At 45.9% G+C, this 14,532-nt stretch carries 10 protein-coding genes, 1 pseudogene and 1 riboswitch; of the genes and pseudogenes, 10 read left to right on the top strand and 1 reads right to left on the bottom strand.

The window, feature by feature from the left end; all coding sequences use genetic code 11:
* Positions 1-436: 436 nt before the first annotated feature.
* Complete coding sequence (gene amj / locus AC0DBE_RS10740; protein ID WP_003225092.1) at positions 437-1,246, top strand: lipid II flippase Amj; 810 nt, start codon at positions 437-439, stop codon at positions 1,244-1,246.
* A 40-nt stretch (positions 1,247-1,286) separates the two neighbouring features.
* On the opposite strand, the gene AC0DBE_RS10735 is transcribed toward amj, so the two are convergent.
* The gene (locus AC0DBE_RS10735) at positions 1,287-1,580 is read right to left on the bottom strand and encodes a DUF3817 domain-containing protein (protein ID WP_072565758.1); all 294 of its coding nucleotides are present in this window, start codon (positions 1,578-1,580) and stop codon (positions 1,287-1,289) included.
* A gap of 185 nt (positions 1,581-1,765) precedes the next feature.
* On the opposite strand from AC0DBE_RS10735, the gene lrpC reads away from it, so the two are divergent.
* The 9 genes and pseudogenes from lrpC to AC0DBE_RS10690 all read left to right on the top strand — a co-directional run bounded on the left by lrpC (position 1,766) and on the right by AC0DBE_RS10690 (position 14,470).
* Complete coding sequence (gene lrpC / locus AC0DBE_RS10730; protein ID WP_472962086.1) at positions 1,766-2,200, top strand: transcriptional regulator LrpC; 435 nt, start codon at positions 1,766-1,768, stop codon at positions 2,198-2,200.
* A 64-nt stretch (positions 2,201-2,264) separates the two neighbouring features.
* Complete coding sequence (locus tag AC0DBE_RS10725) at positions 2,265-4,451, top strand: DNA topoisomerase III (protein ID WP_472962083.1); 2,187 nt, start codon at positions 2,265-2,267, stop codon at positions 4,449-4,451.
* Between the two features lie 202 nt (positions 4,452-4,653).
* Positions 4,654-5,742, top strand: coding sequence for a glycosyl hydrolase family 8 (locus tag AC0DBE_RS10720; protein WP_072565759.1), 1,089 nt, complete (start codon positions 4,654-4,656; stop codon positions 5,740-5,742).
* Entirely contained in the window at positions 5,723-6,574 is an 852-nt protein-coding gene (gene epsK / locus AC0DBE_RS10715; protein WP_472962080.1) for a cyclic-di-GMP receptor EpsK, read from the top strand. The genes AC0DBE_RS10720 and epsK overlap by 20 nt, the downstream gene beginning before the upstream one ends.
* 10 nt (positions 6,575-6,584) lie before the next feature.
* Positions 6,585-8,294, top strand: coding sequence for a DUF2334 domain-containing protein (locus AC0DBE_RS10710; RefSeq protein WP_472962236.1), 1,710 nt, complete (start codon positions 6,585-6,587; stop codon positions 8,292-8,294).
* A complete protein-coding gene (locus AC0DBE_RS10705; RefSeq protein ID WP_014112700.1) occupies positions 8,287-9,549 on the top strand; it encodes a glycosyltransferase family 2 protein in 1,263 nt (420 codons plus the stop codon). The genes AC0DBE_RS10710 and AC0DBE_RS10705 overlap by 8 nt, the downstream gene beginning before the upstream one ends.
* Positions 9,550-9,554: 5 nt before the next feature.
* On the top strand, positions 9,555-11,666 hold the full coding sequence (locus AC0DBE_RS10700; protein ID WP_472962077.1) for a cellulose biosynthesis cyclic di-GMP-binding regulatory protein BcsB: 2,112 nt from the start codon (positions 9,555-9,557) through the stop codon (positions 11,664-11,666).
* 134 nt (positions 11,667-11,800) lie between these two features.
* A riboswitch (cyclic di-AMP (ydaO/yuaA leader) is annotated at positions 11,801-11,945 on the top strand.
* Positions 11,946-12,138: 193 nt separating this feature from the next.
* Entirely contained in the window at positions 12,139-13,962 is a 1,824-nt protein-coding gene (kimA, locus tag AC0DBE_RS10695; protein WP_072181707.1) for a potassium transporter KimA, read from the top strand.
* A gap of 57 nt (positions 13,963-14,019) precedes the next feature.
* A pseudogene (locus AC0DBE_RS10690) lies at positions 14,020-14,470 on the top strand (NUDIX hydrolase).
* Positions 14,471-14,532 lie beyond the last annotated feature (62 nt).

Here is a 14,532-nt window from a genome sequence, read left to right as displayed (position 1 = left end):
AAAGTAAACTTCTTTTTTCTGTTTTGAGAGAGAAGCTTACCGCTTCCCAAGCAGCATAACCAGCTGCCCTTATTCTTTTCCTTCATAACAAATCGCCCCTAACGATGAGATGGAAAAAAGACTTTTTTGTTTTACAATTCACACCGGCGCGGCTTCGGAGCCGCAGTGACGATTGAGAGGTAGGGCTTTCGTTGTCTTGTGTTCAAGAAATTTCCATGGTGTTTACTTTCCAGAATGATTCTTCGGAACAATGCTTTATGAATCTAACCCGCCCGACTTGGCGGATGATATAATCTTTATTTGCGTATAGAAAAGAATAAGACAAACCGCTCGGCGTATGCCGGCGGTTTTTTTATTGTTAAAAAACACATCGCACTGAAACCTCTTTGTCTTCTTTCGAGTCTTATCTCTAGGATGAAATTGGAGGAAGAATAACGTGCATGTCATGACAACACAAGTACTTTTTATTTTCTGTTTTTTATTACTGATTCACTCGATAGAAACCTTAGCTTACGCCACAAGGCTTTCCGGGGCCCGCGTGGGATTTATTGCGTCCGCGCTTTCCCTTTTTAATGTCATGGTCATCGTGTCCAGAATGTCGAACATGGTGCAGCAGCCCTTTACCGGACATTTAATTGATGATGCGGGAAAAAACGCACTGGCGATTGTAGGCGAACAGTTCCGCTTCTTGATTTTCGGATCGACAGTCGGCACCATCCTGGGCATTATCCTGCTCCCGTCTTTTGTCGCTCTTTTTTCACGGGCGATTATTCACTTGGCGAGCGGCGGCGGCTCCGTTTTTCAAGTGTTTCGAAAGGGGTTCTCAAAACAAGGATTCAAAAATGCCCTTTCCTATTTGCGTCTGCCGTCTCTTTCATATGTAAAGGGATTTCACATCCGCTTGATTCCGAAGCGTTTGTTTGTCATCAACATGCTGATCACATCGATTTATACGATTGGCGTGCTTTCAGCTTTGTACGCAGGCCTTCTGGCGCCGGAGCGCAGCACGACAGCCGTCATGGCATCGGGCTTGATCAACGGAATTGCGACGATGCTGCTGGCGATTTTTGTTGATCCTAAGGTATCCGTTCTTGCCGATGATGTGGCAAAAGGAAAACGAAGCTATACGTATTTAAAATGGACCTCTGTCACAATGGTCACATCAAGGGTGGCAGGCACTCTTCTCGCCCAGCTGATGTTTATTCCGGGCGCCTACTATATCGCGTGGCTGACAAAGTGGTTTTGATAAGAAAGGCTGGATCATAAAGATCCAGCCTTTTTCGCGCTTACTTATTTATTTTCCGTAATCCGCGGTCGTACAAAAAGTTTCCGAATGGGACAAAAGCGGCGATGAAGCCGGCGGCTGACCATTTCAGCGACCATTTGACTGAGAAGGTTGCATACGCCAAGACAAGCAAATACAAAATGAACAACCCGCCGTGAACCGAACCGACAATTGTCACCGCCAGCGGAAGGCCTGCCCAATATTTAAGCGGCATGGCGATGAACAGCAGGATTAAGAGTGACATTCCTTCAATAAAACCCATCGTGCGAAGTCTTCCGATCGGCGTTTGCAGCATAAATCGCCCTCCTTGTGGACACGTTTTCATTCTATACTATAAACAATCCAGAGGGCGCATATGACAGCTTTCAGAAAATGTTCGGAAAACATTCATTTTTACATGCTATTTCTAGGGGACTGTACTTGTCATTTACAAAAATACCCGAGATAATGTGTACAAAATCATAAAAGAAGGATGTTGAAATGAAACTTGACCAGATTGATCTGAATATCATTGAGGAGCTGAAGAAGGACAGCCGTTTGTCAATGAGGGAATTAGGCAGGAAAATTAAGCTGTCGCCGCCATCTGTGACAGAACGGGTGAGGCAGCTTGAATCGTTCGGGATCATTAAGCAATACACGCTGGAGGTCGATCAGAAAAAGCTGGGGCTTCCCGTTTCATGCATTGTGGAAGCAACCGTCAAAAACGCGGATTACGAGAGGTTCAAAAGCTATATTCAAACATTGCAGAATATCGAATTTTGCTACCGGATTGCGGGCGCAGCCTGCTATATGCTGAAAATCAACGCTAAAAGCCTCGAAGCGATAGAAGATTTCATTAACAAAACATCGCCCTACGCGCAAACCGTCACTCACATTATTTTCTCAGAAATTGACACGAAAAACGGGTGCAGTTAGAGAGTGCTTGTTCAAGTCTGTTATAATAAAAGGATGAGCGTGAAAGAAAGAGAAGTGATCAAGCATGTCAAAAACAGTTGTATTAGCTGAAAAACCTTCAGTCGGCCGGGATTTGGCCCGGGTGCTGAAGTGCCATAAAAAAGGAAACGGTTATCTCGAAGGCGATCAATATATTGTTACATGGGCTTTGGGCCATTTGGTGACACTTGCTGATCCGGAAGGCTACGGAAAAGAATTTCAATCATGGCGGCTGGAGGATCTGCCGATTATCCCAGAACCCTTAAAGCTTGTTGTGATTAAGAAAACCGGAAAACAGTTCAATGCGGTCAAATCGCAGCTTACCCGTAAAGACGTCAATCAGATTGTCATCGCGACTGATGCAGGCCGGGAAGGGGAGCTTGTTGCGCGCTGGATCATTGAAAAAGCAAATGTCCGTAAGCCGATCAAGCGGCTATGGATTTCATCTGTGACAGATAAAGCGATCAAAGAAGGCTTTCAAAAGCTGCGCAGCGGCAAAGAATATGAAAACCTGTATCATTCTGCCGTCGCCAGAGCGGAAGCGGATTGGATTGTGGGGATTAACGCGACCCGTGCCCTCACCACAAAATTCAATGCCCAGCTATCATGCGGCCGTGTACAGACCCCAACGCTTGCTATGATTGCAAAGCGGGAGGCGGACATTCAAGCGTTTACGCCGGTTCCATATTACGGCATCCGCGCGGCGGTCGATGGCATGACGCTGACGTGGCAGGATAAAAAATCAAAACAGACGAGAACGTTCAATCAAGACGTAACTAGCCGTTTGCTAAAAGACCTCGAAGGAAAACAAGCGGTCATTGCTGAGCTGAAAAAAACAGCGAAAAAAAGCTTTGCACCTGCGCTTTATGATTTAACGGAGCTTCAGCGTGACGCCCACAAGCGCTTCGGATTTTCAGCCAAAGAAACGCTTTCTGTGCTGCAGAAGCTGTATGAGCAGCATAAGCTCGTCACATATCCGCGGACGGACTCAAGATTTTTATCCAGTGACATCGTCCCGACGTTAAAAGACCGTCTGGAAGGTATGGAAGTAAAACCGTATGCCCAATATGTCAGCCAAATTAAAAAACGCGGCATCAAATCTCATAAAGGCTACGTCAATGATGCGAAGGTATCAGACCACCACGCGATTATCCCGACCGAAGAGCCGCTCGTTCTCAGCAGTCTGAGTGATAAAGAACGGAAGCTGTATGACCTGATTGCGAAACGTTTCCTTGCTGTATTAATGCCGGCATTTGAATATGAGGAAACAAAGGTCATCGCTGAAATCGGCGGAGAAACCTTTACGGCGAAAGGCAAAACCGTGCAGTCACAAGGGTGGAAAGCCGTTTATGACATGGCGGATGAGGATGATGAGCAGGAGGATGACAGAGATCAGACACTCCCTGCCCTTCAAAAAGGCGATGCTCTTACCGTCCGCATGTTAACTGAAACAAACGGCCAAACGAAGCCGCCTGCCCGCTTTAACGAAGGGACCCTGCTGTCAGCGATGGAAAACCCAAGCGCCTTTATGCAGGGAGAAGAAAAAGGCCTCGTCAAAACGCTTGGAGAAACAGGCGGCCTCGGCACAGTGGCAACACGTGCCGACATTATTGAAAAACTGTTCAACAGCTTTTTAATAGAGAAAAAAGACAAAGATATTTTTATCACTTCTAAAGGAAAACAGCTCCTGCAGCTTGTTCCGGAGGATCTGAAATCACCGGCCTTAACGGCAGAATGGGAGCAAAAGCTGTCTACGATCGCCGCCGGCAAATTAAAATCATCTGTCTTTATTAAAGACATGAAGGCTTATGCTAACCAAACGGTAAAAGAAATCAAAAACAGCAGCCAAACCTTCAGACACGACAACGTCACGGGAACGGCATGTCCGGAATGCGGCAAAATGATGCTGAAGGTAAACGGCAAACGCGGCACGATGCTCGTGTGCCAAGACCGTGAATGCGGAAGCAGAAAAACGATTGCCCGAAAAACAAACGCGCGCTGCCCGAACTGCCATAAAAAAATGGAGCTTCGCGGCCAAGGCGAGGGCCAGACCTTCGCGTGTGTCTGCGGGCACCGTGAGAAGCTTTCCGTATTTGAAAAACGAAAAAACAAAGACAAAGGGCGCGCTTCCAAACGGGACGTTTCCTCTTATATGAAAAAACAAAATAATAAAGAAGAGCCGATTAACAACGCGCTGGCAGAACAGCTGAAGAAACTCGGTTTGGATAAATAATAGAAAAACCTGTGCATATCGCACAGGTTTTTCTATTGGACTTAGGTCCCGTTTTTTTATTGATCAAAAAGGGGAAAAAAAGCTAGCAATCTGCATTTTTTTCTTTTATAGTAAATGTACTTTGTAACATGGCAGTCATATTTTCGTCTATATATATTTGTGAGCGTCTGATTCGTTTCGGGCGACAAAGGGGGATTTGCCTGTGAGGCATCTGTTAATTGCTGTCATCTTATTCTTCTTATCTATCGGACTTTCCGCAGGGTGTGTTGAAGCTGGAAACAAGACCCAAAATCAGTCAACAGCAGAAATGAACACCAGCCCGCTCCAGCCGGCAGAGTATTTCATCTATCACAATCTAATGAATGACCAAGGGTTAATCAAAACCGATTTTTCAGAACAGCCTTCGTATCTATCAGAATCTCTTGGCCTGTGGATGGAGTTTTTGGTCAGCAAAAATGATGCCCCGCATTTCCAGGATCAATATCAGCATCTGACGGATTCATTTCTGCTGAGCAATCACTTGGTAACGTGGAAGATCCAAAACGGCCAAGCGAGCGGGACGAATGCGCTGATAGATGATATGAGAATTATGCTGTCTCTTGACCAAGCTGCCGCAAAATGGGGCCGCAGCGACTACGCGCAAACGGCCCGGGATATCGGCACGGCTTTGAAGACATACAATATGAACAACGGATTATTTACAGACTTTTATGACTCACAGGCCGCTTCAAAGGATGTGACGATTTCATACGTCATGCCTGATGCATTAGCTGTCTTAAAGAAGAATGGAATCATAGACGAAGAAACGGAACAGCGGAATGCCAATGTTCTCTATTCAGCTCCTTTAAAAAATGGCTTTTTGCCGAAAACATACAGCTCTGTCACGAAGGAATACACGTATGATAGTGAAATCAACCTGATTGATCAGCTGTACGCTGCTTGGCATTTGCCGGAAGGGAATGAAAATGCCGCTGTTTTAGCGGACTGGATCAAGCAGGAATTTCAGACAAACGGAAAGCTGTACGGACGATATTCGGCAGATACGAAGGAGCCTGCCGTCCAATATGAGTCGCCATCCGTATACGCATTAGCCGTATTATTTTTAACGAAACAGCATGAAGACAGCTCTGTCATCAAAGCCATATATGACAGAATGAGTGACTTTGAAATTCATGATCCGGTGAAATCGTATTATGGAGGCTATATGAGCGGCACTCAGACGCATTCTTTTGACAATCTGCTGCCGCTGTTAGCCGAAAGGAAGCTTTTTAATGAAAATATCATTCAATGAATCACAAAAATTATTTGCTTATTTTTCAGGGCTCATTGCAGCCCTGTCTCTGTTTATTTATTATGTGTCAGCCCAGCAATCGGAAGGCGCTCTGATCATTTGCATCACGTTTGCCGTCATCGCCGCAGGCATCTGGTTCGGCCCGATTTACGCGCTGGCAGTGACCTTAATCGTACTCTTTGTTCTCGGTACCTTAATGATGTTTTTCCAGACTGGACAGGCTGCGCTGTTTCCGGCTGAGGAAGGGCTGCGAATGCTTGTCGTGTGGGGAATTGCGCTTTTGCTGTTTTCTTTTATATCAGGAAGAATCCACGATATTGCAGTAGAGCTTCGGCGATCAGTTACACGGCTTCAATCCGAAATCAAAAGCTTTGTCGCTGTGGACAGAGTGACCGGATTTGATAACAAGCAGAGGATGAAGCTGGAACTTTCAGAGGAAATCAAGCGGGCGGAGCGCTACGGCAATTCTTTCGTGTTTTTGCTGCTGCATATGCATTATTTCAAAGAGTTTAAGTCTTTGTACGGTGAAAAAGAAACAGACCGCCTCTTCCAATATGTCAGTCAGCAAATCAGGTCAAGCGTCAGGGAAACGGATAAGAAATTCCGCCCCTCTGACGAGCGTATCGGGATCGTGCTGACGCACACGCCAGCTGAACATATGCCGGCCGTCCTGACAAAGCTGAAAAAACAATTAGACACGTATCAGCTGGAAAATGGAAAGTATGTGTCGCTCACGTTCCACGTCTGCTACTTGCCTTACCGTAAAGATATCAAAACAGCTGATCAATTTTTAGAAGAACTGGAAAACGAGATGATGATGAATGAATTATAAAGGAATCACGCTGCTCTGCGTCACAATGCTTCTGCTTTCGGCTATTGCATCTTTTCCCGTTTCCGCACAAGCGAAAGAGCAGGATGCCGGCATCCTCATCATCTATTCAACCTTGGACGGCAAAGAGTCGTCTCAAGTCAAAATGCTCGATTTGCTTGCGGGTCACTTCACACCCCATGTGACCGTCAAAAAAGATTCAGACGTGGAAGAGTCGGATTTCAAAGGCAAAGACCATGTGATTTATTACGGCCAAACGAAAAGAAAGCTCAGCAAAAAATTAGTGTCTCTTATCAGCAACGTAAAAAAACCTGTTGTCGCCATCGGCTATAACGCTGGCCAAATCAGCCAATTTTACGGGCTTTCATTAGCCCGCAAAGAAAATGTGTACCAGGTCCACATCAGGTCGGAAAAGGCCGAGGTATCTCTGGAGAGCGGGCTTCACGTGCTGAGCGTATCAGGCCTGAAAGGAAAGGCGCTTTATACCTTCAAAGCCGGTGACGGCAAAACGCATTCTTTTATATGGAAAACAAAAAAAGACAATGTGTACATTGGATTAACGAATTTGTTGAATGACAATTTGATCGTGGCGAAACAGCTCAGAGAAGTTTTCGGTGAGAAGGCGGGGACGACGTTATTGTATTTGCGTCTCGAGGATATCAGCCCGATGTCTGATGAAAAATTGCTGCTTCAAGCCGGTACATATCTGCATAAGAGGCATGTTCCTTTTATCCTGGCAGTGATTCCCGTTTACTTGAATCCGGAAACAGGCGACAAAGTGTATTTGTCTGATAAACCGAAGATGGTCCAGGTGCTGAAAAAGCTGCAAAGCATGGGTGGCAGTATCATTGTTCACGGCTATACACACGCCTATCGCTACAGTGAAACAGGAGAGGGCTTTGAATTTTGGGATGCAAAGGCGGATCAGCCGATTACATCTGGAAATGCCGAAGACACCCCATCCATTTTGGAAAAAGAGCAGGACTTTCCGAACGAACACGCCTATAACAGCTATCTAAAACCATTTCGTGAAAAGGAAGAAACGTATACAAAGCAAAAACTGACGCGCGCTATTGAGGATTTGACATCATCGGGTCTCTACCCGCTTGCATTTGAAGCCCCGCATTACACGATGTCCGAATATGGCTATCAGATCGCCTCGCAGTATTTTACAAGCATATTCGGCCAGGTTCAGCTCAGTAGCACAACGTGGAAAACATCCGGTGCACCCCCGTTTGTGAGTGCTCCTTCGATGTTGCACGGCATGACGCTGTATCCGGAAACAATCGGCTTTGTCGATACATCTAAGCAAAACCCGCTCGGCGATATGGAGGAGCACATCTCCCAGATGATTGATTTTGAAGGTGGAGTAGCCGGAGGATTTTATCACCCGTATCTCGGGATGAAATATCTGCCGGAGCTGGTTGATCAAATGGAACGCATTCCAGACAGTGAATGGCTTGATTTAAAGAAAACGAAACAAACCGTCAAAACAGACAAAGTGGAAATCCATACAAGCGGTGACGGAACGATTCAGGTGAAAAACGGCGTAAGCGCCATTGACGAGTTTTTCGATCATCATCGGCAAACCCCTCTGGAAAAGGCGTTATGGATTCTCTCCGCAATCGTGCTCTTATTTGTCGTCATGTTTGTCAGTTATACGTTTTACTTGAGAGCCACATTGAAAAAACGAATTTTTAAGGAGAGAAGAAGCCTTGGGTAATACGCTGTTCTTTATCTCGCTAAGTTTAATATGGGTTATGCTTCTCTACCACATGTTTCTCATGCAGGGCGGATTTCGCCACTATATGACCTTCGAACGGGACATCCCGAAGTGGAGAGAAAACATGAAGGAGCTGCCAAAGGTTAGTGTTCTCATCCCGGCGCATAACGAAGAGGTTGTGATTCGGCAGACGCTGAAGGCGATGGTCAACCTTTATTATCCGAAGGACCGTCTGGAGATTATCGTCGTTAATGACAATTCATCAGACCGGACGGGTGATATCGTCAATGAATTTTCCGAGAAATACGATTTCATCAAAATGGTGATTACGAAGCCGCCAAACGCAGGAAAAGGCAAATCCTCTGCACTTAACTCTGGTTTTGCCGAATCAAACGGCGATGTGATCTGTGTATATGACGCCGACAACACGCCTGAGAAAATGGCCGTGTACTACCTTGTGCTCGGCCTGATGAATGACGAAAAGGCAGGCGCCGTGGTTGGGAAATTCCGCGTCATCAATGCGGCAAAGACGCTGCTGACGAAGTTTATTAATATCGAAACGATCTGTTTTCAATGGATGGCCCAGGGAGGCAGATGGAAGTGGTTCAAAATCGCCACTATCCCAGGCACCAACTTCGCGATCCGCAGAAGCATTATCGAAAAGCTCGGGGGCTGGGATGACAAAGCGCTTGCTGAGGATACCGAGCTGACGATCCGGGTGTATAACCTTGGCTACCACATCCGCTTTTTCCCTGCCGCCATCACTTGGGAGCAGGAGCCGGAAACGTGGAAGGTGTGGTGGCGCCAGCGCACCAGATGGGCGCGCGGCAATCAATATGTTGTGCTGAAATTTTTGGCGCAGTTTTTCAAGCTGAAACGAAAACGGATTATCTTTGATTTGTTTTATTTTTTCTTTACGTACTTTCTGTTTTTCTTTGGCGTGATCATGTCAAATACGATATTTGTAGTGAATCTGTTTTATGATTTGCATTTGTCGGTCGGTTTTTTGGCAATGATTCTCTGGATTTTGGCGTTCTTCTTATTTATGACAGAGGTCATGATTACGTTGAGCATTGAAAAAACAGAAATGAACAGGCAAAACTTTTTTATCGTATTTCTCATGTACTTTACATACTCGCAGGCATGGATTGTGCTGGTCATCTATTCTTTATTCGTAGAAATCAAGCACCGTTTATTCAAGCAGGAGGTCAAATGGTACAAAACAGAACGATACAATCAACATAAAAGCGGGTGACCTTTTTGAAACAAATAATGATTTTTCTCACAAGCTTCATGCTCATGGCGATGGCCGGACAAACGGCTTTTGCCAAAGAGGTGGAGGTCAGCGGTTCGCTCCTCGGAAAAAGCAGCCAAGAACAAGCTAAACAGCAGGTGCTGACAAGCGACCTGATTACACTGTACGGATCAAAAGACAGCGCGGAGCTGACGTATCAGATCCCGGCAGGCGCCTCTTCCGGCAACCAACAATTGGTGATTGAATACGAGGCATCAAATCTTTTAATTTCTCCATCATCGTTAACGGCTGTCATTGACGATGAACCGGTCAAAACGTTAAAGCTTGATGGTGATTCCAAACGGAAAACAGTAAAGCTAAACCTGAATAAAAGCCAGTCTGCCCAAGGCTATCACAACGTATCGCTGAAATTTTACGGCGTGATGAAAGAGGGCGTTTGCGTCAGACAGGATACGTCCGGCAACTGGATCAAAATTTATCCGGACAGCCGCCTGACGCTGGCGGACAGCAGTGAAGCGAAGGGAACGTCGCTGGATCATTATCCATATCCTTTCGCCCAATCGGGAAATACAGCGGAAGAAACCGCCATCGTCATTCCGGATGACCCAAGTTCGGCAGAAATCGAAGCTGCAGTTAAAACAGAAGGCTATTTGAAAACGGCGGACAGCAGTGTCAGCATTTCGTATATTACGGAATCTGAACTGAAGAAAATCGACAAGCCAACGATTTTCATCGGCGTGGACAAGCATTGGGACGGCAAGGTGAAAAAGCTGATGAAACAAGCCGGCTTACAGGCAAAAGGAGACAAGCTCCTGCTTGCGGAGCGGGTGCTGAAAGCAGAGGGCAAGCAGCAGCCGGTTCTGTTTGCGGAAGCGTCATCCGATGATGTGCTCACTGAAAAAATCAGTGTCATCACGGATCAGACTTATACAGGCCAGCTCAGCGGCGACACACTCTCAATCAGCAAGCTGAAGCAGGCAGAAAAAAAAGAAAGCAATAAGCTGACTCTCGAGAATTTTGGAGCGGGTGATATCACAATTGGAGCTGACAAAACTTCTTCTGCACATTACTTTTATCCAGCTTCGGCGGTTTTAGACCAAAACCAATCAGCAAAGCTGTCGCTCAAGCTGAAGAAGTCCGAAACAATTCAAGCCTTAACGGCGGAAAACGAATCGGTTTCTCAGGCGGCAGAACTGAAGATCATGATCAATGGCCAGCCGCACTCGGTCCGGCTTGATGATTTAGGAAAAGAAGATAAAAACGGATTCTATCATGTCATGGTAAAAGTGGACCCTAAACTGCTGCAAAAAAACCGCTACATTGATATTCAGTTCGTTACGACTGGGCTAAAGGAAAACAATCCTTGCAACACCACTGATGAAGAAAAGTGGGTCTTTATCGATAAAAGCAGTACATTGTCTTACGCCATCAAAGATATGTCTCCGTCAGCGGATTTCCAAGAGTGGCCGCTTCCTTACGCTGGAAATCAGGAACAAACAACGTTAATCGTTCTTCCTGACACCGTAAGCCAATCGAAGCTTGCGGAACTTTCTCTCGTAACGGAGTCCTTCGGCAGTGAAGCGCAGCACTCATATACGGTGAAAAAATCATCTGATGTAACAGCAAATGATGCCAAAGGGCGGAACCTCATTTTCATAGGGGGTATCGATCAATTTTCTCTTCTGAAGGAGAAATCATCAGATCTGCTTGTTCCGCAAACAAAGAACGGCTCGTTTGATGTATCAGGTTTTGAGATGCTGAATGAGACAACAAAACGAGTGGCATTTACTCAAGCATCTCTTTGGGATACACGATACACAATGGCTGTCTTTGCACCATCAAAAGGAACTGGCGCGGCTGTCACGAAAGAGATCATCAGTTATCTGAATAGTACCGATGACTCGGCAACCGTCGTTAACGAAACCACCAGCCAGCAGGTGTTTACAAACCACCAGCAGCTTAAATCTGAAACTAACAGTTCCAGCACAGAGCAATCATCACAGGATAATAGCCAGAAATGGCTGTATATTGGTGTGCTGGCACTTATTATGGTGATTGCGGCAGTGTTCATTTGGGTTGCCGTAAGACGAAGAAAAAGAAAGACAGATACAGAATAAAACAGAGGCAATCTAGCCTCTGTTTTTTTATTTTTGGTATGTAAATTCCATTTGTGGAACCTATCATTTTATTTTTTCCGCCCGGCCAATAAGCCTCTTTACAACGTGCAGGAACGGGAGTATGATCTCTTTTAGAAAACAAATCGCTTAATCTGAAATCAGAGCGGGGGACCCATTAGAACGGCTTTTTTGCCGTTGGGGTGAATCCTTTTTAGGTAGGGCAAACTCTCATATGCCCGAATCCGTCAGCTAACCTCGTAAGCGTTCGTGAGAGGAGATGAATGAAACCTGTGTTCGATGTGATGGCACAGGGGCATCCGTTTGCCTCTGTGTTTTTTGCTGTTCATTTTTAGAATGCAAATCGCATACAGAGACATCATAGCAGAAAGGACTATTACAAAATGTGAGAGCTAGATGCTGATGTTTTTATTGTTTTAATTGAAAAATGAGAAATTAAAAGGGGAAGACATCGATGTATCATTCAATCAAACGTTTTTTGATTGGGAAACCACTAAAATCTCAAGCAGCTGGAGAGCAAAAACTGACGAAATTAAAAGCCTTAGCGATGCTTTCCTCAGATGCACTTTCATCTGTCGCATACGGCACAGAACAAATTTTAATCATTTTGGCAACAATCAGTGCTGCTGCATTTTGGTACTCCATTCCGATTGCGATTGGCGTCCTCATATTGCTGCTCGCACTGATTCTTTCATACAGGCAAATTATTTACGCTTACCCGCAGGGCGGCGGGGCGTATGTTGTGTCGAAAGAAAACCTCGGTGAAAAGCCGGGATTGATCGCAGGCGGTTCACTGCTTGTCGATTATATTTTAACGGTAGCGGTAAGTATTTCCGCAGGAACGGACGCTATCACGTCGGCCTTTCCTGTATTGCATGATTATCATGTGCCGATTGCTGTTTTACTCGTTTTAGTCATTATGATTTTGAACCTGCGCGGGCTTTCGGAATCAGCATCGATTCTTGCCTATCCGGTTTATCTGTTTGTGGTGGCACTTTTGGTTTTGATAGCAGTCGGGTTGTTTAAACTCATGACAGGGCAAATAGACCAGCCAGTCCATCATACACCGCTCGGTACACCTGTAGCCGGCATTACGCTGTTTTTGCTGCTCAAGGCCTTTTCTTCGGGCTGCTCGGCCTTGACCGGGGTTGAGGCCATTTCTAACGCGATTCCTGCTTTCAAAAACCCGCCTGCGCGAAACGCGGCTAGAACTCTTGCAATGATGGGCATTTTGCTGGCGATTCTGTTTTCTGGGATCACGGTGCTCGCATACGGCTATGGAACGGCGCCGAAGCCCGATGAAACGGTGGTTTCACAAATTGCGTCTGAAACCTTCGGGCGGAATGTGTTCTACTATGTGATCCAAGGTGTCACATCACTTATTTTGGTCCTTGCGGCAAATACGGGATTTTCAGCCTTCCCGCAGCTTGCCTTCAACCTGGCGAGAGACCAGTACATGCCGCGTATGTTTACAGTCAGAGGCGACCGCTTAGGCTTCTCAAATGGGATTATCTTTTTAGGCGTTGCTTCGATTGTGCTCATCCTGCTATTCGGAGGACAGACAGAGCATTTAATCCCCTTATATGCTGTGGGCGTATTTATTCCATTTACGCTTTCGCAAACCGGCATGTGCATCAAATGGATTAAGCAAAAACCAAAAGGGTGGATCGGAAAAATGCTGATCAACTCCTGCGGCGCTTTGATTTCGTTTATGGTTCTGTCGATCCTGTTTGTGACGAAGTTTAATGTTGTATGGCCTGTGTTAATCTTTATGCCTATCGTCGTTTTGCTGTTTTTTGCGATTAAAAATCACTACACAGCTGTCGGTGAACAGCTTCGCATCGTAGACAAAGAGCCAGAAGAAATCAAAGGTACGGTTGTGATTGTGCCTGTAGCTGGTGTCACCACCGTCGTGCAAAAATCGATTCACTATGCGAAATCACTGTCCGATCAGGTGATCGCCGTTCACGTGTCATTTGACAGAGAACAGGAAAAGAAATTCGAAAAACGCTGGGAAGAGCTCAATAACGGAGTGCGTCTCGTTACGCTTCACTCCTCGTACAGAAGCCTTGTCCATCCGTTTGATAAGTTTTTGGAAACAGTTGAGGCAAAAGCGAAGAAGGAGCAGTTTTCCGTCATGGTGCTGTTTCCGCAATTTATTACGAAAAAACGCTGGCACACCATCCTTCACAACCAATCGGCTTTCCTCCTCAGAGTCCGGCTGTTCTGGAAAAAGGACATAATGGTTGCCACGCTGCCGTATCATTTTAAAAAGTAAAGCTCTAGGACCAAGGGAATCACCTTGGTCTTTTTTTGCGGGAAAAGGAGAAATGCAATGTATACACAAGGTGCATTTGTGATCGTGTTGAACAACAATCAGCAGATTCTGCTGGTTAAACGAAAGGATGTCCCTTTATGGGATCTGCCGGGCGGCAGGGTCGATCCCGGGGAAACGGCTGAGGCAGCGGCAGTTCGGGAGGTATTGGAAGAAACGGGATACAGCGCAACGCTTTCTGCGAAAATAGGTGTCTACCAAAAGGCCAAAGTTTCAAGATGAGCAGCATGTATTTGCCGGACACATAACAGGCGGACAAGCGATAGCGAACGGGATGGAGATAGCGGAATTGAAGTGGTTTTCTCCGCACCGTTTGCCGCTTTTTATGGTGCCGAACCGAAAAAGGCAAATCAAAGATTTCGTGAATGGCGCTCTAGATACAACCATCACCCTCAAGGACAGAGGCATGCTTGCGGTGATCGACCTGTTGAAAAGAAGACTGGGCAAGTGATAAAGGTCTCCGGGTTTTAAAGTGTTTCTCCTGTGGTATTGAAAAAAGGAAAAAGGAGGATA

Source organism: Bacillus sp. VA15, from assembly GCF_055721145.1.
The sequence above is the reverse complement of the archived record's forward strand: the minus strand, read 5'-3'. Positions and strand labels throughout refer to the sequence as shown.

Bases quoted from the DNA above. Each gene is read 5' to 3' on its own strand.
- AC0DBE_RS10735 (WP_072565758.1), bottom strand. From the start codon at position 1,580: ATGCTGCAAACGCCGATCGGAAGACTTCGCACGATGGGTTTTATTGAA.
- lrpC (WP_472962086.1), top strand. From the start codon at position 1,766: ATGAAACTTGACCAGATTGATCTGAATATCATTGAGGAGCTGAAGAAG.
- AC0DBE_RS10725 (WP_472962083.1), top strand. From the start codon at position 2,265: ATGTCAAAAACAGTTGTATTAGCTGAAAAACCTTCAGTCGGCCGGGAT.
- epsK (WP_472962080.1), top strand. From the start codon at position 5,723: ATGAAAATATCATTCAATGAATCACAAAAATTATTTGCTTATTTTTCA.
- kimA (WP_072181707.1), top strand. From the start codon at position 12,139: ATGTATCATTCAATCAAACGTTTTTTGATTGGGAAACCACTAAAATCT.